General features: G+C 58.7%; 23 protein-coding genes and 4 pseudogenes. 15 read left to right on the top strand and 12 right to left on the bottom strand.

What is annotated here, in order from left to right; translation table 11 throughout:
- Window positions 1-25: 25 nt before the first annotated feature.
- The 10 genes and pseudogenes from P0D89_RS31640 to P0D89_RS31595 form a co-directional block, all read right to left on the bottom strand.
- Window positions 26-325, bottom strand: coding sequence for a hypothetical protein (locus P0D89_RS31640; protein WP_408377681.1), 300 nt, complete (start codon window positions 323-325; stop codon window positions 26-28).
- A gap of 786 nt (window positions 326-1,111) precedes the next feature.
- Window positions 1,112-1,483 carry a phage protein NinX family protein gene (locus P0D89_RS31635; RefSeq protein ID WP_408364009.1) on the bottom strand — a complete coding sequence of 124 codons (372 nt, stop codon included), beginning with the start codon at window positions 1,481-1,483 and terminating at the stop codon, window positions 1,112-1,114.
- A complete protein-coding gene (locus P0D89_RS31630; RefSeq protein ID WP_408364007.1) occupies window positions 1,480-1,656 on the bottom strand; it encodes a hypothetical protein in 177 nt (58 codons plus the stop codon). Before P0D89_RS31630 ends, P0D89_RS31635 begins: the two co-directional genes overlap by 4 nt.
- A gap of 160 nt (window positions 1,657-1,816) precedes the next feature.
- A complete protein-coding gene (locus P0D89_RS31625) occupies window positions 1,817-1,984 on the bottom strand; it encodes a hypothetical protein (protein ID WP_408377679.1) in 168 nt (55 codons plus the stop codon).
- 175 nt (window positions 1,985-2,159) lie between these two features.
- The gene (locus P0D89_RS31620; protein WP_408377677.1) at window positions 2,160-2,537 is read right to left on the bottom strand and encodes a hypothetical protein; all 378 of its coding nucleotides are present in this window, start codon (window positions 2,535-2,537) and stop codon (window positions 2,160-2,162) included.
- Between the two features lie 148 nt (window positions 2,538-2,685).
- On the bottom strand, window positions 2,686-2,868 hold the full coding sequence (locus P0D89_RS31615) for a hypothetical protein (protein WP_408364002.1): 183 nt from the start codon (window positions 2,866-2,868) through the stop codon (window positions 2,686-2,688).
- A gap of 663 nt (window positions 2,869-3,531) precedes the next feature.
- Window positions 3,532-3,681, bottom strand: coding sequence for a hypothetical protein (locus P0D89_RS31610; RefSeq protein ID WP_408364000.1), 150 nt, complete (start codon window positions 3,679-3,681; stop codon window positions 3,532-3,534).
- A gap of 109 nt (window positions 3,682-3,790) precedes the next feature.
- A complete protein-coding gene (locus P0D89_RS31605; RefSeq protein WP_408363998.1) occupies window positions 3,791-4,198 on the bottom strand; it encodes a type II toxin-antitoxin system HicB family antitoxin in 408 nt (135 codons plus the stop codon).
- Window positions 4,199-4,453: 255 nt separating this feature from the next.
- The gene (gene pgm, locus P0D89_RS31600) at window positions 4,454-6,127 is read right to left on the bottom strand and encodes a phosphoglucomutase (alpha-D-glucose-1,6-bisphosphate-dependent) (protein WP_408363996.1); all 1,674 of its coding nucleotides are present in this window, start codon (window positions 6,125-6,127) and stop codon (window positions 4,454-4,456) included.
- Between the two features lie 133 nt (window positions 6,128-6,260).
- Window positions 6,261-6,508: pseudogene (locus P0D89_RS31595) on the bottom strand (slipin family protein); the annotation flags it as partial.
- A gap of 716 nt (window positions 6,509-7,224) precedes the next feature.
- Between P0D89_RS31595 and P0D89_RS31590 the strand changes: the two are divergent.
- The 10 genes and pseudogenes from P0D89_RS31590 to P0D89_RS31545 form a co-directional block, all read left to right on the top strand.
- Window positions 7,225-8,421 (top strand): DesA family fatty acid desaturase, encoded by a 1,197-nt coding sequence (locus tag P0D89_RS31590; RefSeq protein ID WP_408364021.1) that lies wholly within the window; start codon window positions 7,225-7,227, stop codon window positions 8,419-8,421.
- 51 nt (window positions 8,422-8,472) lie between these two features.
- Window positions 8,473-9,129, top strand: coding sequence for a histidine kinase dimerization/phospho-acceptor domain-containing protein (locus tag P0D89_RS31585; protein ID WP_408363994.1), 657 nt, complete (start codon window positions 8,473-8,475; stop codon window positions 9,127-9,129).
- Between the two features lie 192 nt (window positions 9,130-9,321).
- A pseudogene (locus P0D89_RS31580) lies at window positions 9,322-9,555 on the top strand (Crp/Fnr family transcriptional regulator); the annotation flags it as partial.
- A 153-nt stretch (window positions 9,556-9,708) separates the two neighbouring features.
- Window positions 9,709-10,155: an ester cyclase gene (locus P0D89_RS31575; protein ID WP_408363992.1), complete on the top strand. Its 447-nt coding sequence runs from the start codon at window positions 9,709-9,711 to the stop codon at window positions 10,153-10,155.
- Between the two features lie 299 nt (window positions 10,156-10,454).
- Entirely contained in the window at window positions 10,455-10,649 is a 195-nt protein-coding gene (locus tag P0D89_RS31570; RefSeq protein ID WP_408363990.1) for a hypothetical protein, read from the top strand.
- Window positions 10,646-11,308, top strand: a complete 663-nt coding sequence (locus P0D89_RS31565; protein WP_408377675.1) for a hypothetical protein — start codon at window positions 10,646-10,648, stop codon at window positions 11,306-11,308. The genes P0D89_RS31570 and P0D89_RS31565 overlap by 4 nt, the downstream gene beginning before the upstream one ends.
- Window positions 11,274-11,903 carry a hypothetical protein gene (locus P0D89_RS31560; RefSeq protein WP_408377673.1) on the top strand — a complete coding sequence of 210 codons (630 nt, stop codon included), beginning with the start codon at window positions 11,274-11,276 and terminating at the stop codon, window positions 11,901-11,903. Before P0D89_RS31565 ends, P0D89_RS31560 begins: the two co-directional genes overlap by 35 nt.
- Window positions 11,904-11,917: 14 nt before the next feature.
- On the top strand, window positions 11,918-12,097 hold the full coding sequence (locus P0D89_RS31555) for a hypothetical protein (protein ID WP_408363984.1): 180 nt from the start codon (window positions 11,918-11,920) through the stop codon (window positions 12,095-12,097).
- Between the two features lie 1,007 nt (window positions 12,098-13,104).
- Window positions 13,105-13,434 (top strand): hypothetical protein, encoded by a 330-nt coding sequence (locus tag P0D89_RS31550; protein ID WP_408363982.1) that lies wholly within the window; start codon window positions 13,105-13,107, stop codon window positions 13,432-13,434.
- Between the two features lie 140 nt (window positions 13,435-13,574).
- Window positions 13,575-13,886 (top strand): annotated as a pseudogene (locus P0D89_RS31545) (hypothetical protein); the annotation flags it as partial.
- Between the two features lie 242 nt (window positions 13,887-14,128).
- On the opposite strand, the gene copM reads toward P0D89_RS31545, so the two are convergent.
- On the bottom strand, window positions 14,129-14,557 hold the full coding sequence (copM, locus tag P0D89_RS31540) for a CopM family metallochaperone (protein ID WP_408363980.1): 429 nt from the start codon (window positions 14,555-14,557) through the stop codon (window positions 14,129-14,131).
- Window positions 14,558-15,286: 729 nt separating this feature from the next.
- On the opposite strand from copM, the gene P0D89_RS31535 reads away from it, so the two are divergent.
- From P0D89_RS31535 to P0D89_RS31520, 4 genes are all read left to right on the top strand, one after another.
- Window positions 15,287-16,030 carry a TerC family protein gene (locus P0D89_RS31535; RefSeq protein ID WP_408363978.1) on the top strand — a complete coding sequence of 248 codons (744 nt, stop codon included), beginning with the start codon at window positions 15,287-15,289 and terminating at the stop codon, window positions 16,028-16,030.
- A gap of 469 nt (window positions 16,031-16,499) precedes the next feature.
- On the top strand, window positions 16,500-17,363 hold the full coding sequence (locus P0D89_RS31530; RefSeq protein ID WP_408363976.1) for an ion transporter: 864 nt from the start codon (window positions 16,500-16,502) through the stop codon (window positions 17,361-17,363).
- 213 nt (window positions 17,364-17,576) lie between these two features.
- Entirely contained in the window at window positions 17,577-18,626 is a 1,050-nt protein-coding gene (locus P0D89_RS31525; protein WP_408363974.1) for a hypothetical protein, read from the top strand.
- A gap of 410 nt (window positions 18,627-19,036) precedes the next feature.
- Window positions 19,037-20,110: a DUF3300 domain-containing protein gene (locus P0D89_RS31520; protein WP_408363972.1), complete on the top strand. Its 1,074-nt coding sequence runs from the start codon at window positions 19,037-19,039 to the stop codon at window positions 20,108-20,110.
- 352 nt (window positions 20,111-20,462) lie between these two features.
- Here P0D89_RS31520 and P0D89_RS31515 read toward each other — a convergent pair whose 3' ends face one another.
- Window positions 20,463-21,635 carry an FUSC family protein gene (locus P0D89_RS31515; protein ID WP_408363970.1) on the bottom strand — a complete coding sequence of 391 codons (1,173 nt, stop codon included), beginning with the start codon at window positions 21,633-21,635 and terminating at the stop codon, window positions 20,463-20,465.
- Window positions 21,636-21,920: 285 nt separating this feature from the next.
- Here P0D89_RS31515 and P0D89_RS31510 point away from each other — a divergent pair.
- Window positions 21,921-22,412 (top strand): annotated as a pseudogene (locus tag P0D89_RS31510) (IS110 family transposase); the annotation flags it as partial.
- Window positions 22,413-22,693 lie beyond the last annotated feature (281 nt).

Below are 22,693 nucleotides of genomic sequence, written 5' to 3'. Positions count from 1 at the left end.
TCCACGAGGGCCCGGCGATTGAACGTCACACACAGTCCTTGTTTTCCTTATAGGCGCGGCGAACCAAACGTATTGGCGCGAGAATAAAAAGGAAAGCGACTTTCCCGCATGCGAAGAACAGAACCGTCGCCAGAAAGTTTGCTTTAAGGTCTCTCTTTTCCAAGGCTGAAATGGTTGAATGCATCTCTTTGAAGTGATTGAAGCGGACATTTTCTCGGGTGATCTCAACTGGAAAGGCATAAGCGGTCGCTTCGGCCGAACGTTGCCACGCTAATCTCCGCGAATGTCTCCTACAATCGGAGGTGTGCATCCCGTTCTCGGCCACCCGCGGCTCCTGGGCCGGTTCCAGCCCAAGACCTTGCCCGTACCGACACCGAAAGCCTCACCGGCTGTCGCGCCAACGCCGCAAGCGTAGCGGCGTGGCACCGCGGGTAAGCAACCTTATAGAAGTCGACGTGCGCGTAGAGCGCCTTGAACTCGTTTTGGTAGACGTTGCAGACGTATTCTTGGTGAACGGTCATTGCACCGATTGGGCACGCTCCCATCATCGGGTCTGTCGATCCGCAGTCCGGGCACTTCGCTACTCCATCCTGCACAATAGTCTTATTACATTCACCTGAGCTGAGCGTCACCATGATCTCCGGGAGCGGTGCGCCTCTCCGCGAAGAGTAGGCGATCGCTGACGGGTATCCGCGGCGTCCTTTCAATGATGGCTACGCTGTGACAAAGGCAACGCTGGATAACCTTCGATGCCGGTCAAGCAATGATCACACTCCCCTTTTCATCCCGCCTCATGCAGCGGCGATTCATTCACCTAGTCCACCAAGTCGGCCCGCACGGTGCAACGCGGATTCACGAGCCACGCGACGAACGCGTCGTGCCATCGCTCAGACGCGTTCACGTCGAGGTCGTACTCCTCGTCGAGTCTGCCGTTGTCGCGGAGAAACACGTCAGCACATCGCGCCCGTCCCACTATGCCACGGCGAAGCCGGTCAGGTCCGCGGTCGTTCCGCGCGGCTGATCGCACAGTAGCATCGCCAACTGCGATTTGAACTCCTGGAATGTCATGGCTATCTTCCAGTGGAGGCACAACCCTCGGCATGAAAGGTGGCTAGATCTCGTCAGGGACTTCGTCGCCGAACTTGTCTGCAACGTAGGCACGCATGGCGGCGATCAGCGGAGTGTTTCCGTAGAAGCAAAAGCCGGCCGGTGTGGATGCTGCGTAACCGCCATGGTGTAGTGCGCCAGCATTAGTGTTGACCCGGGGCAGACAGTAGTCTTCGCGTTCGATGATCGGGCCGCCCTGAGCCCAGTCCGTCGACGGCGAAAAGGCGGCGTCAATTTCGACGGACTTCTCGTGTTTGTTGTCGCAATCAACATACGCCACCCAGCAGAGGCCATCCTCCACCTTTGGGTTTGATAGGCCTTCCGCTTTAGCAACCCAGTAATCGAGTTGCGCACCTTCCAGATCATTTGTCTTCACAGGCTCTCTCCATCGGGCACTTCCTGGCCGAACTTGCTGTCGACATACCAACGCATAGCCGCTGCCAGATCATCATCTCCGAGCCACCAATCACTCCCCGACCGTGCCTGGGCGGCGATCTCCGCCGGTCGTCCGACCTGAGCAATCAACTGTTCTTCGAATACCGGATCCACGATAGAACTGATCTCGATTTGCTCGTGCGCAAATGATCGGCTGCGTCTGCTCTGGGTTGCGCAGACCCTGTCGTTACCTTCGGCTCGTGACGGGCACGCGGGAGCCGAGCTCCCTTCGTGACAAAAAAGTCCGCACGACGGCATTGTCTGGAATTGGGCGTCATGTCCTTTTCTTTGGGGCACCGTCTGACAGGTCATCCGCTCGAAGCGTCGCGTTGGCCGCCACAAGGAACGTCGCACCCCGCTCAAACAGCGCTGTATTGACCGCGTCAAACGTCTCCGCCAGCAACTTTCGGCTTGCCTTGCTCTCACCGCTGGTGTCTTCCACAGTGACCGCTTCCTTCTTCAGGCGTTTAACGAGCTTCGCGGCACATCGACTGTCCAGTGACTGATCCGCTTCAAGGTCTGGATGTGACTGGCCAGTGCGACGAGCGCCGACTGGGTAGTTTGAGTCCCGGCGAGTTCCGTGTCAGTGTTTTTTTACTCACGATGCTTCTCCAATGTCAATTTCTGGGGCCCATCTTGAGCGCCGGGCATGTCACATGCGGAAATTCGTAGACTGCCTGGACTCGGACCGTATTCAAGGCTTCCGCCACAGCAGCCAGGCTCGTTGCGTCTGTCCGACTGAACAGATAGATGGCGCTCCGCTTCGCCAGGATCAGCGCCGCCTCGTCCACGCTCGCGACGACGAGATGGGCACCCACGGCGACAGTGACGAGCACGACGAGACCACTGCCGCAGACCTCGAGATCAGTCAATGCACGGTCGCGAACCACCGAGCCGCGATCATGAAGAAGCCCGGCTGCCGCTCGCTGCCCGCGTTGGCCCGTCCGGCGCTTGCCGCTGCTTCGCTCGATGCGCAAGCGCCATTGCCGGCGCACAAGGATTCCGGGGAGGCGCCCGGCGTGCGAACGTTGAAAATGACAGGTCGGATCCGATGATGGACGACTCGTCCTGCCACCGGCCCCCCCATCACAGGCGTTCAACGTCGCTGGCCCGCGATGGCCACTTGATCAGGTAAGCAAACGCTTATCTTCGTTTTGCGTGCAATGTCTTCCTGTGCGACTTCTGATGATCGGGTGCAACGGTGATTTTCGTCACGCCGCCGATCGAGGGAGGATCGCTAGCTGGAAATGTGTCCTCGACAGCTTCGTCGATGTTGTGTTCACTCTTTTCGCTATTCGGATGCTTCTCGGGATGCTGGGTGCGCATGATGACCTCCGCTAACTGGTAGCTAGGGCGCTATGCCCCGGACATTCGAGGCAAAGCATGGTGTTATGGGCGAAACCACGCCCTGCGGCTAGCCGGGGCGCGCGCAACTTCGCCGCAGGACTTCTGTTGGAACGAAAACACGAAGCGTAAAGTCAGGGACAGGTTGTGCGCGAATGCGCGCCTTACAACAGCGGTCACGAAATGGCCGGTCCACGCAGGGCGTAACGTCACGTTCTCACCTGCGACCGAACAGGTCTGTACGGTAGCGGTCAAGACCGCTTACCCACTGCTTCAATCGATGCTCGTATATCATCGACCGAACGGACCAGCCAGGTTGATTTGCGGACAGTGTCTGCAGACATCACAGCGGCCAACGACAGCAGTCCGCAGATCTGAACGACCTAAGCGCCGGCCAGTTGGACCCGCTGATCGTCATGACCGGCCGGCCCACAAACAACCAGAGCCTCAGTTCTCGAGGCGTGTGCGGATTGCCTGCAGTTCCCGTCGCCGGCTGGCAATCGATCTTGGGCAAGTCATCTTCAGGGAAGCGAGCGGGTCAAGTGCGATCTGGTTTTGATTCCGCTCCCGTTCAGTGTCACGCCCGCATCCATCGCGGCCCGTCGATCGCGAGTCCCTGTATGGACGAAAGCGCTACCGCGCGTTCTACGCAATCCTCAGACGAACGAAGACGGGTATCTTGATCGTGTCGAGCACGTCCGCAAAAACCACCGTCGCAGCAAGGCCCCCCGTGACCAGTGCGACGGGCAGCGACGTGATCGCGATTCCACCAACGGCAAGGATCACGGCGATCACGACATCTGTCACCGACAATCACACCCGCTATCGTCAGGTTGCCGATTCGCCATGCATTGGGCGACGGCGAGGGATCGACGTTGTCCGTCGTCACGACATAGCGAGAAAATCACCGGCGATCATGAGAATCACCATCAGCAACGAAGTCAGGATTGCATGCCCCGTCATCAGCAGACCGAACACCAGCAGGAGCGCTGTCACAATCTTCTTGATGATCGAATTCAGCGTATAGCTGAGGATGCGCTGGAACCCACGACACGACCCGCGCGAGATCGATCTCGACGAAGATCCAAAGCCCTTTGCCGTCGTCCATATCTAGTTCCAGCAGTGCATATGTATCGTCATTAGGCGCCGGAATAACGTGCTCGCTTCGGTCATACATCCGCTGCACCCTGTCCTGCGCATTGCATTCGAGTTCTTCGAACGAGTTTCCGCTCGCATCGGCGCCAGGAAAGTCGGGGCAGCTGCCGCGATCGAGCGCCTCTCCGTTTCGATGGACATACAGTGGGTATTGCACGAGCAATTCCGAAGTCGCGCGATGGGAATCGCCGCGAGGCATCGATCATCCCGCCAACCCACTCTCGTGTCTGTACACTGATGGACTTTCCTAAAAGCCGGCGATCGGTAACTTGCTGCCGGATTGCAAAGACAGATTCGAAACCGGGCAGTTCGTACGCTGTCGTACCGTGTGCCGTTGCATTGCCTCGTTAGCGATTGAAAGCTGAGGTGGCTGGCCGGCCTGCATGCCCAACAGGCCTCCTACTTTCCGCGCTCACGGCTGGGCGCCATCATCCGTGGCCGCCTGTGCCTCGAGCGTGCTGTCGACCATCGCCTGGGCCTCGCTAACGATGCGTGTCAGGTGATCCTCGCCGCGGAAGCTTTCCGCATAGATCTTGTAGATATCTTCGGTGCCCGACGGGCGCGCGGCGAACCAGCCGCTCTTCGTGACCACCTTGATGCCGCCAATGGCCGCGCTATTGCCCGGCGCCCGGTCGAGCACCTGCTCGATTTTTTCGCCGGCAAGTTCAGTGTGAGGAAACTGCGCGGGCGAGAGCCGTGCAAGCAGCGCGCGTTGCGGCGCCGTCGCCGCCGCCTGTACGCGACGTTCGACCGGTTCGCCCAGCCGCTGGGTCAGATCACGGAAAATCTCGGCGGGATCCCGGCCGGTGCGGGTCGTGATTTCCGCCGCAAGCAAAGCGGACACGATACCGTCCTTGTCGGTGCTCCACGCCGTGCCGTCGAGCCGCAGACAACTGGCGCCCGCGCTCTCTTCACCTGCGAAACCCAGAGAGCCGTCGAGCAGTCCATTAACAAACCATTTGAAGCCGACCGGCACTTCGTAAAGCGTGCGGCCGAGTTTTTCCGTCACACGGTCGATCATCTGGCTGCTGACTATCGTCTTGCCGACCGCCGCGTGAGCGCGCCATTGCGGTCGATTCGCGTACAGATAGTGGACGAGCACCGTGAGATAGTGATTCGGCGGCAGCAGCCCCGCGTCTCGGGTGACGATGCCATGACGATCGTGATCCGTATCGCACGCAAAGGCCACGTCGAAGCGGTCCTTCTGGTCGATCAGCATTTGCATCGCATAAGGCGACGACGGATCCATGCGAATCCGTCCATCCCAATCGACACTCATGAAGCGGAAGGTCGGATCGACCTCGTCGTTGACCACGCTGAGATTCAGGTTGTAGCGCTCGGCAATCGGCCCCCAGTAGTGCACGCCCGCCCCGCCAAGCGGGTCGACTCCCAGGCGGATCGGCGCGCCACGCACCACAGCCATATCGACGACATTGACGAGATCTCCAACGTAGGCGTTGAGGAAGTCATGCCGGTGCGTCGTCGTGGCGCGCAGCGCTCTTGACAGACACATGCGCAGCACGCCATCAAGCCTGCTTTCGAGTAACCCATTCGCCGCTCTTTCGATCCAACTGGTCACCGTCTCGTCGGCGGGGCCGCCATTCGGCGGGTTGTACTTGAAACCCCCGCTTTCTGGTGGATTGTGCGACGGCGTGATGACAATGCCGTCCGCCAGACCCGCGGGCCGGCCGCGATTGTACGCAAGGATGGCGTGCGACACGGCCGGTGTGGGCGTGTATTCGCCGTTTTGCGCGATCATGACCTCAACACCATTGGCAGCGAGCACCTCCAGCGCGCTCGCGTAAGCGGGTTCAGACAGTGCATGCGTATCGATGCCGATAAAGAGCGGGCCGTCGATACCATGCTGCTTCCGGTAGTGGCAAATGGCCTGCGTGATGGCGAGTACGTGCCACTCGTTGAAGCTGCGCGTGAACGCCGAGCCGCGATGCCCGGATGTGCCGAACGCGACCCGGTGCGCCGGGATAGCCGGATCTGGCTTGTCGGTGTAGTACGCCGTGACAAGCCGCGGCACATTGACCAGCATTGTATGGGGCAAGCGCTTGCCGGCGAGAGGACTGATGTTCATCGCGGTCTCCATGGGTAATCGCGAACCATGACGGCAACATCTGCAACGGCGGTAACAACGGCGCTAACGCCGGATCAACGCATAGCTCGAGCTTTCATGTCATGAGCCGTCGCGTTGGCATTCTCCGCTTCATCTACGCTGCCGTCTTGAGCGGACTCACACTGCGCCGGTAGCAGGATCACGTCCTGCGATTGCGAGCGCCAGCGCCGGATTCAGACTGTCCACCATCGACGTCGGCATGGGGATGGTCGCCCCGCGCTCCTTGGTGGTTTCATAAATGATGTTCATCGCACGAAGTTGGAGCGCATCCGGCTGATTTTCATAGACGCGAACCGCTTCGACGAAGTTCGCAGCAATGGCTGCTTCCAGTCCGACCAGGATGCCGATGATGATCAAGGGGGGCGCCAGATAGATGCTGATCCATTGGCCGGCGGCGGCACCGGCCAGCACGAATGCGACTGACAGAAACAAGGTGATCGGATTCATGGTTACCAACCCCGTCTTGTGGGTGGGCGCAGTCGGTCGCGGCGATCGGACAGGATCGTGTGTCATGCGGCCGTCTCTGAAGCACCTTGAAAGGACAAATTCAAGGCAACACAGACACGGTGCCTATCATTGAGATCGGAGTCGGTACGGTGCCGTACCGGCCACGCGCCGCCCCGCGGAGGTGCGGCCGCATCACGAGTCCGCGAGCGTAGAGACACTCGTAGCGTCTATCGACCCGGCACGCTAGCAGCCAAACAGGTCGGAATCGGCCGTTTGCCGGTCGCCTGCTCGCGGCGCAAACCGCTGCCATCGCGCTTCGACATCCCGCTTTCTGGTACGAAACCGTACCGACATCGTCGGCCGTGGCGTACATCGTGTAGACGATCTCCCCTGAGTCGTATAGCGGCACGACGGGGCGGCCAAAGACGCACGAAACAATCACGTCCGGTTTGCCCGGCCTGGTTGTCTGGCAATCGTTTCGCGCTGAATTCGTTTCTGTCGCGCCACAGACAATCGGGTGGGGCAGGACCCGAATAAAGCGAGGGAAACGGAGCGGGTTAGCCCGCGACATCCCGACGCTCTGCTCTGCTTTGCTTAGAAAGAAGACCGACTTGTTTAGTACTTCCCTGGCATTTCTCTCGAACGGCTTGCTTTCCCTGTTGTGGTGGCAGACTCTGCTGGCCACGCTGGTATTGACGCATGCCACGATAGTCAGCGTGACGGTCTACCTCCACCGCTGCCAGGCGCACCGCGCGCTTGATCTGCATCCGGCAGTGAGCCATTGTTTCCGCTTCTGGCTGTGGATGACGACGGGCATGGTTACCGGCCCGTGGGCCGCAGTCCATCGTAAGCATCACGCGAAGTGCGAGACCGATGACGACCCGCACAGTCCGCAAACCCGTGGTATCTGGAAGGTGCTGCTCGGGGGCGCTGAGCTCTATCGCGTCGAAGCGAAAAACGAAGAAACACTGCGCAGGTTCGGCCACGGCACACCGAACGACTGGATGGAACGCAACGTCTACGCGAAGTACCCGAATCTTGGCATAAGCCTGCTCTTGGTGATCGATGTTGCGCTGTTCGGCATCGTCGGCATGTCGGTCTGGGCCGTCCAGATGATGTGGATTCCGTTCTGGGCAGGCGGCGTGGTCAACGGCGCCGGACATTTCTGGGGTTATCGCAATTTCGGTACTGACGATGCGAGCACGAATCTGATCCCCGTCGGCGTTCTGATCGGCGGAGAGGAACTGCACAACAATCACCACGCTTATGCGACATCCGCAAAGCTGTCCAGTAAGTGGTACGAACTCGACATCGGTTGGACGTACATCTGCATCCTTTCCGCGCTGGGTCTCGCGAAAGCGAAAAAAGTGGCGTCCACACCGCATCGGGTCAAAGGCAAGGTGGTGCTCGACGACGATACGCTGCAAGCCGTACTTCGCAACCGCCACGAGGTCATGGCCGGCTTTGCAAGGGCGGCCGAACGCGCCTGCCGTGAGGAAATCGAGCGCATGGGGCACGCCAGCCGCCGCGAAAGGTACCTTCTTATGCGCGGTGCAACGATGCGGCTTCGCAACGGGCTGGAGGCCCAACGAAATCAGGATCGACGACCGTTGCCGGAAACATACGACCACAACCAGAAGCTACGTGCCTGCATGGAATTGAGGAGGGATCTGTCGGCGATGTGGGAGCGCTCCAATGCATCGCGGGAGCAGTTGCTCTCCCAGTTGCAGGACTGGTGTCGTCTTTGCGAGCAGAGCGGGATCAACGCGCTCAGGGAATTTTCGTTGAGTCTTCGACAATACGCCTGATCTGCAGCCCCCGTTCCGTCGCCGCTTACTGAGCACTGCCGGCGCAAAAGAATGACGCTGATCTATTCCGGGCAAACCAGGCGGAGGGCGATCGATGCGGTTGTTTTTACTGACCTGAACGCCACCGTACAGACTTACCGTACCGTCCGTGGGATCGTGCTATCTCAACCTGCGCGTTGCAGCGATCTTCAGCGTCAGATCGCTCTCACGATGCAGGCATTGGTGAGCTACCGGCGCTTTGTGCATCGCGACCTGAAGGGCGCGATCTGGGGAAAAAATATATCAGTTCACCCTACATCTTTCCGGTGGTCTGTTAGCGCTCGCGACGAACGCCACGCGGATGGGAGAGAAGAAATTATCGAAGGCGCTCCGCGACAGTCTACCGTCGTCGCATTCAATGCGTCCCGTCCAGTCGGCGACCATGCCGGTGCACCGAAACTGAAAAATCAGGTTCTGGCTATGGTGGCGCATGAGCTTCGCGCACCGCTCACCCCGCTGCAGTTCGCCACTCAGCTCATCCGCAGGGCGTCGGCGGACCGACCGGAGGTGCTTCGGTCGCTTGACATGATCGATCGGCAAATCGCCAACATAGCTCGGCTCGCCGAGGATTTGATGGACGTTACCCGGACCTATCGGGACGTCCTTCGCATTTGCCAGGATCACGGCGCTAAAAGAGTCGTCAGTGCAGACACGGCAAGCCACAATTGAGGCCGTTGCATGACACAATGCCGCCCGGTGCACGATCTATAATTTAGGCAGATTCCGGGCGCGCGTTGCAACACGGCGGCGTCATCGCCAGTTTCGTGGGGCCTGTTGTCCAACCGCCGTCGAGACCTGACATTGTCATGAACAATTTGGCGAGCAGGGGCAGTTTCTGGACAGCATGTCGGGGAGCGACACGTGGCAAACGAGCAAAATCCCAAACGGAATCACCTGCTCTCCGTTCTGCCCGAAGCAGAGTGGGCGCGCCTTTTCCCCCATCTGGTCAGCATTGATATGCCCTTGGGGCAGGTTGTATATGAATCCGGCGACCGGCTCAATCACGTTTACTTCCCCACCACGGCGATCGTCTCGCTACTCTACGTTATGGAAGACGGCTCTTCCGCCGAGATTGCGATCGTCGGGAACGAAGGGCCTCACCAACCAGCCATCAGCGATACTAAACCGTCAGCATTGTTGCGATCCGTTCAGTGACTCCCCGGCTTGGTGCGCTTTGGTCCCATCCGATTGCTGTAACATGGTTGGCCAGCGTTATCGAATGCATCGCTTCGTAAGAGGAGAAGCAATATGACATCGAACGAGATTGCCGAGACAAAGACGCGTGCGAGGATTGAACGCCTGTACGAGGCGTTCGCGCACCACGACCTGGAAATGTTGCGCGAAGTGGTTACTCCTGACTGGGAATACATACCCGAGCCGAAAGGGGCGATGCCCGGCCCCGACCAGATGGCATCGATATTTCAGAACATCGCTGCCGCTCTTCCTGACATGAAGATCGATATCCTCGACATGCTGATCCACGGCAACCGGATTGGAGTGCGAGCTGAAGTCACGGGTACTCAAACAGGGCCGCTTATGGGCATCGCGGCAACATCAAAGCGCGTCCGCTTTGCCATTCACTCATTCCACGAGATGCGGGGCGAGCTGGTCGCGAAGACCTGGCATCTCGAGGATTGGCTAGGCGTGTTCCAGCAACTCGGGCAACTGCCACGCCAACTCGATCTGCGGGAATAGCGCAAACAGGTTCCGCAGTCGCTTTCCTGACATTCGCACATCGATAGCTGCGAAGGTCAGGCTTCGCTACAAACGTATGCGTACTTTCCACCAGCAATCACGCCGTTCGAAACGAATGGGTGATGGGCACCCGTGCAATCATCTGAGGCCGGTTCGACGAGGGCTAGCCGCACCCGGAATGAAAGCCGTATCGAGCGGCGTGCCCTGCCCGTGTTGCCTCTGCTCAGATTCTGATACGCCACCTGAGTATTGACACCCGTACGCCTGGACAGCAGTTACTCGCCCATCACGTCGGACTGATGGGCTTTCTCGCCGTCATTCTGGTGGTGCTGCACCTCGGCTCACTGCAAAAGATGGCTGAACTCATGCGCTCGGCGCGTCCCGGCTGGATGCTGGTCGCGCATGCGGTTCAGCCCGGCACCTATGTCAGCGCGGCGTTGGTATGGCGCGAGACTTTGTGCGAGGCCGGACACCCCTGTCTCTACGCACCTTGACTCCACTCGGCATCGCCAAGGTCTTTACCGATCAGGTGCTGCCGAGTGGCGGCATCAGCGGCACGATGCTGGAGGTGCGCGGCCTGACCGGCCGCCGCGTCCCTACCGGGATAGCAATGGCAGACATGAATTTCGAAAAATACAGCATCAACATCGTCGTGCTGGGGAAATCGGGCGCGGGAAAGAGCAGCTTCTGCAACTACTTCTTCGATATGCCTGAACGATTTTCCACGGGACGCGGCAAGCCCGTGACCACATGGGAGCAAAACTTCCAATCTCACGAATTCGAAAAGCAGGGATTCGCGTTAAAGATGTTCGACAGCGTTGGTCTCGAAGCCGACAACTATTCTCAGTGGACCTCCGATTTCCGACGTTTTCTCACCGAACGCAACGTGCCCGATGAACCCGGCAAATGGGTTCACGGTTTTTTTTTACGTGATCAACGCGAATTCCGCACGATTCGAAGACGTCGAGGCAAGCCTGATCAAGGAGGCGTCCAGGCATTCGGCGCCGCTGCAGATCATTCTCACCGACAGCGACGGGGACGGCAAAGACAAGGCAAATACGCTAGCGGCAGTCATAAGGCGGCAGTTCCCGGCGTTGACCATCCATCAGGCCTGCTCGGTGACCGCGCGCAAGCGGGGCGGTCAAACTGTTGATGCATTCGGACGTGACGAGGTACTCGCCTCATATCTGGAGCAGTCGCAGTCATTCCTGCGCCAACGGCTAGGCGTCGTGACGTGTCGGAAAGTGCGGCGTAGCTTGGTCGAACTGAGGGATCGGGTTGTCGAGAAAATCAAAGCATCCAGCCTGAACGTGTTCAACGTTTCCGATTTCGACCCCGATCAGATGCTCGCGATGCCGGATCTCGAGCAGAAGTTTTCTGAGTACGATTTCTTCCGCGACTATCTGTCATCTTTCGGATTCAAATCCGGAGATGAGTACCCCTACGAACTTCTGCAGGCAGTGTCAGCGAGTTTCGAGAAGATCGGATCTAGCAGCACGGCAAAGTTTGAGCGCCTCGGCGAACAACTCGAAAGCGGCACGTTCGGACAAAAGGTCTCGGCTTTGTTCAACATGGGAAAAATCGCGGTTACCCTCAAGAGCACGCTTGCCGATATATTCGGGAATGCGATCAACGAGTGCATCGAGGAGGTCGACCGATTTGAGGCTCATTGCAAACGCGATGACGAGTCATTCAACGCAATCTCTCGAGCCACGCCAGTCGTCGGCTCAATGTTCGGAATGCGTTGACTGGAGCATCAGGCATGCCGCTACTCGTTCTGGCCGGATTCGTTTTCGCTGTCTTTGTGACGAACAAGAGAGGACATCGTGATGGATTCATCTCGACCGTCAACAAGCTGCTTAACTGCCTGTTGGCCATCATGGAGCTGTTCGTCTTCGCCTGTATCGCCATGGCGCTTTCAGGAATTGGCAAGAGAGCATAGTGACTTGGTCGAGTGCGTTGTGGGCGTCGGAACTTTCAATGCGCCTTTGATTGCGCCGGCTGGAACACGCGTGGGCGGTCGTTCAAGACCGACGGATTCCCTGTGTGTCGCCTGGCTGCGAGGGTCGAAAATCGAGGCGTCTTTGGCTTTCGCCTCGGATCGACCGCGCCATGATTAGTCTAAGCCCATAACCGACACGTAAATTTTCACTACTATCGAGGTTCCCTGCCAATTGCGCTAAAACGCGTTCGCGAAGTTTCTCCTGGCCGGTTGGAGATAGCAGGTCGACATCGTATGTCGTCGAGAGAAACTGGTCCCAAAGTTCCAATGGGTCTTTACGAACGACAAATTGACGTCAAGAAATTGGCAGTCGGTGAATGATGACGACAAGAGAGTTCTCCCAGCCCCCTTCGGCCCCTGTTCCAGGGCATCTCCGTTTTCAAAGACGGAGTCTTCCTGCGTTCATCGAGATGAATTTATTTTCACGGTTCCACAATCGACCCGCCAGGCGCAAGCGGCTACGCTTTCGCTTGATCGATCTGCAAACAGCCAACGCGTGAGGAATCGGTCGTACACTCTGCACACTTGCGGATATTGCAAATGAAATCCTTGGCGAGCGCAATGGCATTTGCTGGAACCTTGGCGGCAGCATCCGCGTTTGCACAGTCGACTCCCTCAGTCGACACGCAATCGACGAACAGAGCAACGTTGAGTGCGCCGAATTCGCCCGTTCAGATTCTCATCGAATGAGCTATTTTTTGCTACGATGGGCAAGGACGCAGTTGAAGGTCCGCCAAACTCACACCATCGCCTGTGCAAATACCGCTTTGGCATGACCTTCGGGTGGACGACAACGATTCTGCGGCGGCTTGCTTCAACAATCCGGATGCAAGCGAGTGGTCGCCGAAGAAGCGGGTGAAGCGCACATCGAGCTTGCCCGCATTTTGGTGAGCGTCGGCCACGTGTGTCCGACGCTCGCAAAACCTATATTACGTTAGCCCATCATCATGATTTACGTAGACGAATTGAAAAGCGGCGCCTGGAGCGCTCGCGGTCCGCAAGCCCAACATTGCCGGCTGTTTTCGGACGATCCGACGCCCGATGCGCTGTTTGCAATGGCCTTGCAAATCGGACTTGATCCCGCCTCGTGGATCCCCGCACGCGCGGCCGACGGCACCTTCACGCCGAACGGTGCGCCGTACTACTGGATTCGCCTCGACATGCGAGCGAAAGCTGTCGCTGCCGGCGCACTGCGCCTTAAGAACAAGGACGCCGACCGACTTCTGGCGCGAGTCACGGTCAATGTCTCGAACATGCCAATGCCGGTTGCGGACTAGAAGGGCGTGTTCGCACTAACTGCAGTTGAGCATATGGTTGAGTGATGGAAATCACTGAAGCCCAATATCAACGGATCGAGCATTGCCTGCTGCGACAGCGCGGCAACGTGAGCCTGGGGCCGACCAATCGACCGCTGCATCTGTCGATGGACAAAGCATATGAGGGCGACGAGACCCGGCAACTGGCGCTCGATCCGGGATTCATTTCCGTGGTCCCACCGAAAAGCACGCGTCTCCAGCCTTGGAAATACGATCGTGAAATGTACAAGCGCCGTAACGAGGTTGAGCTACTGCTCAGGCGACTCAAAGGCTTTCGCCGGATCTTTTCTCGATTCGACAAACTGGACATCAAGCAGCTTGGACTCTTTCACGCCACCAGCGGCGGCGAGGCAGCGCTGGCTGTCCACCACCGGCGTATTGCCATCCGGTCATCGGGCCCGTCTGCAGCGTGATATCAATGTCATCCAGTTTTCCTAGGAAACTACCTCCACCGATGGGCGACACCCGACCCACCTCGGCCGTTGGAACCAGCGCGAGGTGAACGGCGATTTCAGGGGCCAGCGGTCATTCATGCACGCGTGCTGCCCGTCAAGTCATTGGCCCAAAAAACCGTTTGTGGCTGCAAGATGCAGTCGTTCGGCAACGCCTTCCAAGTCTTTGCCACCCAGCCAGGCGCGCCATACTGCCTCGCGCGTCACATGTTTGTGTCGTGCCCGGCTTGCCACCGTTTCATAAAGGCAATTTCTTTCTTTTGCGCCTTGATGATGTTCTTCGCCAGCGCCCTCATTTGCGGATCCTCGCCGTACTTGAGCTCGACTTCGGCTTGGTCCACCGCTCCTTGGTGATGCGGGATCATGTGCGCCACAAAGTCCGCGTCTGTCTCTCCTGTGTATCCGGGGGCACTCATATTTTTCATCATCTTCGCTGCGTTGTTCTCGAAGGCCTGCGTTGATGCAGGCAGCGGACCGCCGGCTTGTGCAGGCGTCTCCATTTTTCCAGCGGGCATGCTCATCTGCCCATTCGCCACGGCACCTGATTGCTGCGCGCTCGCGTCGAGTGCCATGCCAGACAACACGATTCCGACGTGGATCGAGAGGACGATAAGTAAACGGTTGGCTTTCATCTGAATATGCTCTCAAAGTGGGTAACTTGATCGTTAGCGGGCGACCACGGTTCTCATCAAAGACCCGCATATTCATCATCAACCTTCCCGTCGCTGGAAGGTCAAGCGCACGGGGACCAGAGTCGACTTTCTCGGAGACGCAGACTTGCAGCTGTGCGAGCCGAAGCTTTGGCCGACGACTTACCGGATTGGGTCCGTATCTCAATGTCCGGTACTTGAGCGCCCGAGACGTTCGAACGGCGAAGTCTAAGCGCCGTCCAGTGTCCGAATGTGGCCGAACTCTGCCCGATGCCGACGCGCGCCAGAACTCTCAAACCGCGCATCGCGCGGAGGACCGTAGCCGGCGTTCGGCCAACGTAGCAAAAGGACGCGTGCTTCCTTATATTTTCCCTTCACGTCGCCTACACTCCATCATCGCCGCTCGACAAGAGACATCGAACATGACCCCCGAACAGCGCTTCCATTCGTACGTGACTGCTGGGACTGTTTTAGTCATGTTTTATTTTATTCAGCGCGTCGTCCCGATGCTGACGTTTCCACCTCGGTTTGAGCAAATATTTCACCCTGCTTTAACATTATTACTCTCCGCTGCGATCTACCAATTCTTGGCGTCCCATCCGGTGTCGCTCGACGGTCGCCCTGCGGCGTTCGTCATCCTTCGGATCCTTGCACTGGCAAGAATCCGGCTCTGCGTACATCCCTTTTTCCTGTCGGTCAACAATCGCACCCATGGATTCTTTCCTCATACTCGCGGCCGATCCCACTGCCTGGGTTGCACTTGCAGCGCTGATCGTGATGGAAGTGGTGCTCGGCATAGACAATCTCATCTTCATTTCAATCCTCAGCAACAAGCTTCCGCCCGCGCAGCGCACGCGTACCCAGCGTATCGGCATCGCGCTTGCGCTCGTGATGCGACTCGGTCTGCTCGGCACCATCGCGTTAATCGTGCGCCTCACGCAGCCGCTGTTCGAACTGTTCGGCCATGGGTTCTCGTGGCGCGATCTGATCCTGATCGGTGGCGGCCTGTTTCTCGTCTGGAAGGCGACGACGGAGATTCATCATCATGTCGGCCACGATGAGGAGAACGGTGCAGGCCAAGGACGGGCGGCCTCGCTAACACCTTGGGCCGCCATCGGACAGATTCTTGTTCTCGACCTCGTGTTCTCGATCGACAGCATCATCACCGCAGTAGGCATGACCGAGCATATTCCGGTCATGTTCATCGCCGTGATTGTGGCGGTGGCGGCGATGCTGTTCGCCGCTGGACCCTTGTCGCGCTTCATCGACCGGAACCCGACGTTAGTCATGCTTGCGCTCAGCTTCCTGCTCGTGATCGGCATGACACTGATTGCCGAGGGCTTCGGCACCCATGTCCCCAAAGGCTACATTTACGCGGCGATGGCATTCTCAGCGTTCGTCGAGGGTATGAACATGCTCGCGCGACGAGCCAGGGCAACGAAGCGGGCAGGCTGATGATCGGGGTAGGCCTACGACCGGTCGGCCGGCGACCAGGAATGCAGGTGCAACCCCGCGCTCCTACCTTCCGTGCGGTCCATTGCACCCTTCTCACGGACGGAATGCGTCGATGGCGGGTATCGCGGCCAGGCGTCTCGGCAGAGCTGGCATCTGGCTATCAAGCCAGGACACGACGGGCCTTGCAGTGTTCACCAGGATAGCGGGATCAGTTCTCGTGGGCTGTCTTCACGAACAGCCTGATGTGAGTGGCATACGGAATCACCCGCCGCCATCACCGGCTTGGGGCGGCGGGCACCGCGGGCGCGCCGTCTGCGACGGGCAGAGGCCATGATGGCCGTCTCGGCGACAGTAATGGCCCCTCGCCGACCCGCACCGGTCAGTTGCGGTAGCGGGTGCGACGACTGCGAGCAACGGTATCGCCCCAATTCGACTACTCTTGTCTAAACACTCGAACTCGATCTTGCTCATGAACGTCGTCCGCCCACTTAAACGCGACTTTGGCAGGCCCGGTCATGGCTGGCGGCGGCGCCTGTACGCCATCGTTGTTGAAGCCGACACGGACGCCGGGCGGCGCTTCGATGCCTTGCTGCTGTCGGCAATCATACTCAGCGTCGCTGTCGTCATGCTGGACAGTGTCGAGGCTGTTCGCGCCCGTGAATTGGTAGTACTCGATGTTCTAGAGTGGCTCTTTACGCTGCTGTTCACTGCCGAATACATTCTCCGGCTCCTTTGCGTGGAACGTCCGTTGCGTTATGCATTGAGCTTTTTCGGTGTCGTCGACCTCATATCGATCCTGCCAACCTATCTGGCCATTCTCCTGCCAGGCTTTCATGTCCTCGTGGACGTCAGGCTGTTGCGCATGCTGCGCATCTTCCGCATCCTCAAGCTGCCCTTGTACTTCGACGAGTCCCAGGCTCTCTGGCGCGCGTTCGTCAGGAGTCGGCACAGGATCATGGTGTTCCTCGGTGTCGTGCTGATTCTAATCGTGGTACTCGGCACGGTTATGTATCTTGTCGAGGGACCGTCGAACGGCTTCACGAGCATCCCGGTCAGCATGTACTGGGCTGTGGTCACCATGACCACCACAGGCTACGGTGACATTCATCCGAAGACTCCGCTCGGGCAATTCGTCACGTCGTTGGCCATCCTGCTCGGCTATGGCGTAATTGCGTTCCCGGCGGGCATGGTCGGTGGAGAAATGGTAACGGCCATGCGGCAGAGGCAGCAGCCCGCCCGCGCCTGTCCGCAATGCCATACCGCAGGGCACGATGGTGATGCAATCTATTGCAAACACTGTGGCGCACAGCTTCCCCCAATTGACGGTCGATAGCCGGGTCACCCACAGCGAGCGGCTCTGATGCAATGGACGAGACTTCTCTGACCGCTCAGCTGCGCTCGCGAAAATGGCGTCACCTGCCGCTTGCGCCGTATTGGTATTTGGCAGCGTCACATAAGTCTGACGCCCGCGAGAAACGCACCGCGTCCCTAAAATTGCCCTCTGGGAGCCGCTCATGTCAAAAAGTCGAAGAAAAGGCTGCGCGACGTGGACTGGTTCAGTCTATTCAAACGGGATAGGCCGCACGCCAGCGTATCGATGGCTCTCGAGTTCTTTTTTCGGCGAGACGAGTTCCCGGCACAGTTACGCGACGAAGAGATAGCTCAATTTCTGGAACGTCGGATCACCACGCCCGTCGAGGGTACGACGATCGACAACTACGTTTATGGCATTGCGTGCGTCCTTGCCCTCTCGCTCCCTGATCCGGTGCTCCGCGTATTGCGATCTAAGCCCGACGACCGCGGCTCGCTCTCCGTGTTGGATGCCTTCCTTGTGCACGGTTATGACTCCCACCATCTCAGCACCGTAATTTTCCAGTTTTTTAACATTTACAGAACCGAACCTGACGGCTTCGACAATCCCGAAGACACCTTGCAAGCGATCAGTGACGCTGTGGACCAGATTCTCGCGGACGGGATATACAGGGCGCTCTACTTCGCATGGCAAATCAGTAAGGATCGCGTGGAGCATCACTTTCGTGAATCGCAGGTAGATGCCCCGGCGGACATGCCGTCCGACGGGCTGGGAGGGCTGTTCAGCCCTCCCTTCCTTTCAGGCATCGCTGAAGAGGACGCTGAGGCCGCTGCCAGCGCCTTCTCGCCTGGTTACGCCCGATCGCGGTGGTCTCTCAAAGCGGCTCAGGATGACGTCGAGCAGGCCTACGCGCCGCTGACATTCAAAGACGCAATTGCCGCGCGTGGTTCCGAAGGATTTCTGATCGGACTCTGCGCGTGCGTCGGCGCGCTCGTCCTGCTAATCAACGCGCTAACCAGCGGCGGCCTCAGCCTCATCGCAAACGCACATGCCCAAACCGCGACGGGTGCACCGAGCCATGAATTTACGCCGCCCGTTGGGCTGCCGCTGTCCGTCTGGGTCCCGATGGTAATTGGGTTCTATCTCTTCCTGCTCGCGGTTCTAGTCGTGTTTCTGTACAAGGGCTACCTGGCATCGCCCAAGAGCGAGAAAGCGGCAGCCTTCATCGATCGCTTCGGGACGCTGGCGCTGGGCGTCCTTCCCGGAAAGGTGACCGGCTTCTAGATCCGACATAGATGCCAGAGCGGATAACCCCGCTCTGGCATCTATGTCGCTTACGCGTTCCAGACGGGAAAATTTCTGACACCCTCAGAATCTATGTAAGCTCGCAAGCAAGCCCACAATGAAAGTACTCAGGAGGTGCGTGTATGAAAGCTCCTTGCGGATCGATGTTGAATAAAACCTCAATATCTTTTGGCGAGAGAATCATGACCAGCACGAACTACGACGCGTTCCGCCTTTCCACGATCGCACATGGTAACCACAAAAGTCTCACCAGTACTTGCCCCTGCAGGTTCAGCGTACCGACAACGAATACTGAAAGAAGATAACGAAAACGTCATCAGTGGGTCAGTTCCAAGACACTTCATTTGCCTACAGTAGAAGTCTCAGATTGCAAAACCGGAACAGATTCCATGAAGTTGATGAGACGAGTCCTCACAATCGTCGTGCCGTCATGCATCGCGTTCGGGATGGCGGGCCATGCGTTCGCCGATCAGGATAGTCAGACACTGGTCCCGCCGTCCGTCGCAATTCAGCGCACGCCGGAAGAGTTGCAGCAACTTGTTGCTCCCATCGCGCTGTATCCGGATCCCCTGGTCGCACAAATTCTCGCGGCAGCCACACATATCGCGGAAGTCGTCGCAGCGGACCGCTGGATGCAATCGAATTCCCAATTGACGGGGGACGCACTGGCCGCTCAAGTCGATCAGCAGGTCTGGGATGCCAGCGTCAAGGCGCTGACAGGATTTCCCGCCGTGCTCGCGAACATGGACCAGAATGTGGTCTGGACATCATCACTTGGCGACGCGTACCTGAGCCAGACCCAGCAATTGATGGCGGCCATCCAGACGATGCGGCAGCAGGCCAGCACAGCGGGCAACCTGGAAATCAACCAACAGGAAACGGTAACGAACGATGGTGGATTGATCAGCATCCTGCCAGCCGATCCCGCAGTCGTGTACGTGCCCGAATACGATCCATCGCTCGTGTATGGCGCGCCGATGGCGCTCTGGCCGGGCTGGTATCGCGATCCGGACCTCTACCTTGATGGGCCGGGAATCGTGTTCGGCGTTGGATTCGATTTGGGATATTTCGGCGGCTACGGATGGGGCTGGCGACACTGGAGGCCCGACTGGCATCATCGGGCGGTATGGTTCGATGGCGGCCAGTATGTGTGGCACAACCGCAGTCTAATCGACGCCAATCACTTCTTTCACGGCAACGATGGTTTCAATTCTCCGCATGGCGCTTACGACATGCGCGGCATGTACGGCGCGGCGCGCACGCATCTGCCGGCGATGTCGCCGCGACAATTCGTCGGATCGCATAGGGTTCCGGGCGTCGGATTGAGCCGGTTCGGGGGAATCGGCCCTGAAGGCTTCGGTCGCGCAGAGTTCGGTAGCGGGCGTCCGGGCTTCGGCTCGACGGGACGCGCCGAGATAGGACACATGAGCGCAGGCGCCCGTGGGGGAAGCGGACGCGGTTAGGCGCAGTGCCAACGTCCCGCCCGCGGTCAATGTCACCGCGCTGGTTCCTGGCGGCTATTCGGCGACACCCAAAGTCTCGCCGCGTCGCGCAAATGTCATTTGTGCGTGCAGGCATTCTGTCACCGCTTGGCACATGGCATCATTGATTCGCCCCTGTCGAACACGCCCAAGGCGTGGCGCCTACGTGGAGAGGTCGAACATATTGTCGACGATCTTGGTCAATCGGTCGAATGACCGTAACTGGCCGCTCAGTGCCTCAGGCGTGACGCATATCTCGACCCGACATAGACGCTCACATTGCCCAAAGCGGACATTGGAAGAGGCTTACCACACGACGCGTGTGAATTCGAGTTCAGAGGGTTACGTCGTTCGACGACGGCGGTAAATGCGGCCTGCTGGTCGCGAGCATCACCCCTGCCAGCACGACAATTCCGGTGAGAATGCCCGACAGCCGCATCAGCGCAGGTACCGGATCGGCCGACCAATGATGGTCCTGCACGAATACCATGATGAACGCGATCGTGAATTGGCGGCCAACGTAGCTTGCTCCTTCCCGCCCCGTCTGCACGTGACATCCTATCCATACGCCGACAGACAGCGCGAACATGCACAGTATCACTTGCCCCTGCATCAAGGGCAGCAGGGCCACACCAAGCGAACCGGCCAGCAGACAGCCGGCCACGCGTTGCACCATCTTTTCCATGACCGGCTGTTGTGTTCTGTCTGCTGGCAGACCTGCAGGCAATATCAGCACCGCGATCGCCGTGACCATTGCCTGAGCAAATCCAGGCACATGCAAAACATAGGCAAGGGCTGCAAGGATTGCGATGGCAAGTACGCCCTGCAAGCACAGCAGCATGCGCGTCGGGCGCATCGCTTCTGGAGACAGCGGAAGAAATGGTGCTGAAGGCGCCGCGGATTCGCCCGCTGCGCGAACGGTTGCAGACACCGATGGCCGCCCGTTCTTCGCATACCGTTTCGGCCCGAAGTGAAACACGCTCGCCACCAACAGGCAAGCGAGCGTTCCAACCATGACCTCGGCAACTCGCAGTGCTGCAAATAATTCAGTTGATCGCACTGACGCGAGCTTATGCGCTTCGTAAGTCACCATCAGGGCAGTCACTCCGCCCAGGACCCAGGCGTACGCCGCTCTGGGCCCGTTGGCCTGATAGACCGTCACACCGCCGATTGCCCCCAATACGGGCACAAACAGCCAGGGCCTATCGCCGATCCATGGCCCCACCATGGTTCCAAGCGCCGCGCCAATCAGAGTGCCTATGATGCGGTGTGCGGCACGTTGCACTGAGCCTGCGAAACTCGTTTGCATCACGGCGAAGCCGCTGATTGCTGCCCACCATGTGTCTGTAAGATGCAATGCGTTCGCGGCTGCCACCGAAAGTGCGACCGAAAGCATCGCTTCCGTCCCGAATGTCGCGCGCTCCCTGGAAGGCTTCCAGGCTGCCAACTCACGTCCGAGCGACGATATGGCCGTCCGGCAGATTTGAGCAAGTGTGCCCACGAGCATCGTCCACCCCTCCGCAGTCTCGTACGAGTAGAGCGAGGAACACAGACCAGCGGATCCGTCAGCCCAATCAGCAACGCACCTGGCAGAGCAACATCGGTGACCGTCGTCGCTGAGCTCCTATGTTTGGCCTGTGCGCCGTCACTTTCATCGAGCAGGGTATTGGCTGGAGGTTTTCGGCGTCGTCGGCCGATTGAAAATCATCTAGCGGATCTCCTGCCGCCGCCCTGCCGGGCGGCGGGGTTAAAGTGAGTTTGCCAAAACCGCTTTAACCGGAAGGAGGTCATCATGAACTATAGCGGCATTGACCTGCATTCGAACAACAGCGTGGTGAGCGTGATCGACGAAACGGACCGCGTGGTCGCCGAAAAGCGATTACCGAACGACCTGGCAATGATTCTGGCGTTCCTTGCCCCGTGGCGAACCGAGCTGGCAGGCGTCGTGGTCGAATCCACGTACAACTGGTACTGGCTTGTCAACGGCCTGCAGGCCGCCGGCTTCGTGGTACATCTGGCCAACACTACGGCAATAAAAAAATATGATGGTCTCAAGCACAGCGGTGACGAGACCGACGCGCGCTACCTGGCCCACCTGCTGCACCTGGGGATCCTTCCCACTGGCACCATCCTGCCGGTGAAGCACCGTGAGGTGCGCGACCTGGCCCGCAAACGCATGCAACTGATGCGCAGCCGCACCAGCCACATCCTCGCCGTCGAGAACACAACGGCGCGTCAGTACGGCACGCGAATCACGAGCAATCAGGTCAAGAAACTGGACCAGGCCCGTGACCAGAGATTCCAGCAACTTTATCCCTGCTTCGGTCTAACGTTTCAGCGTTCCTTGCAGGCTCGCGGTGTACCTCAGAAAATGACCTTTGCTTAGCGCCACGTCGAGAAAGCGCTCACAGTGTTCGGCTGCTTACATGGGTAAGCATTTTCACGTCGGGGAGGTCGCTCGCCAGGTGGGCGCACGACCTTTCTTCGGCATTCGCTGTTTCATGAATGAGCGACGCCCGAGGCTACAAGGTCAAGGATGTGGGCTGCACCTGCCCTCGAAAAAAC

The organism is Paraburkholderia sp. RL18-085-BIA-A, from assembly GCF_046027075.1.
Classification (GTDB): domain Bacteria; phylum Pseudomonadota; class Gammaproteobacteria; order Burkholderiales; family Burkholderiaceae; genus Paraburkholderia.
The sequence above is the reverse complement of the archived record's forward strand: the minus strand, read 5'-3'. Positions and strand labels throughout refer to the sequence as shown.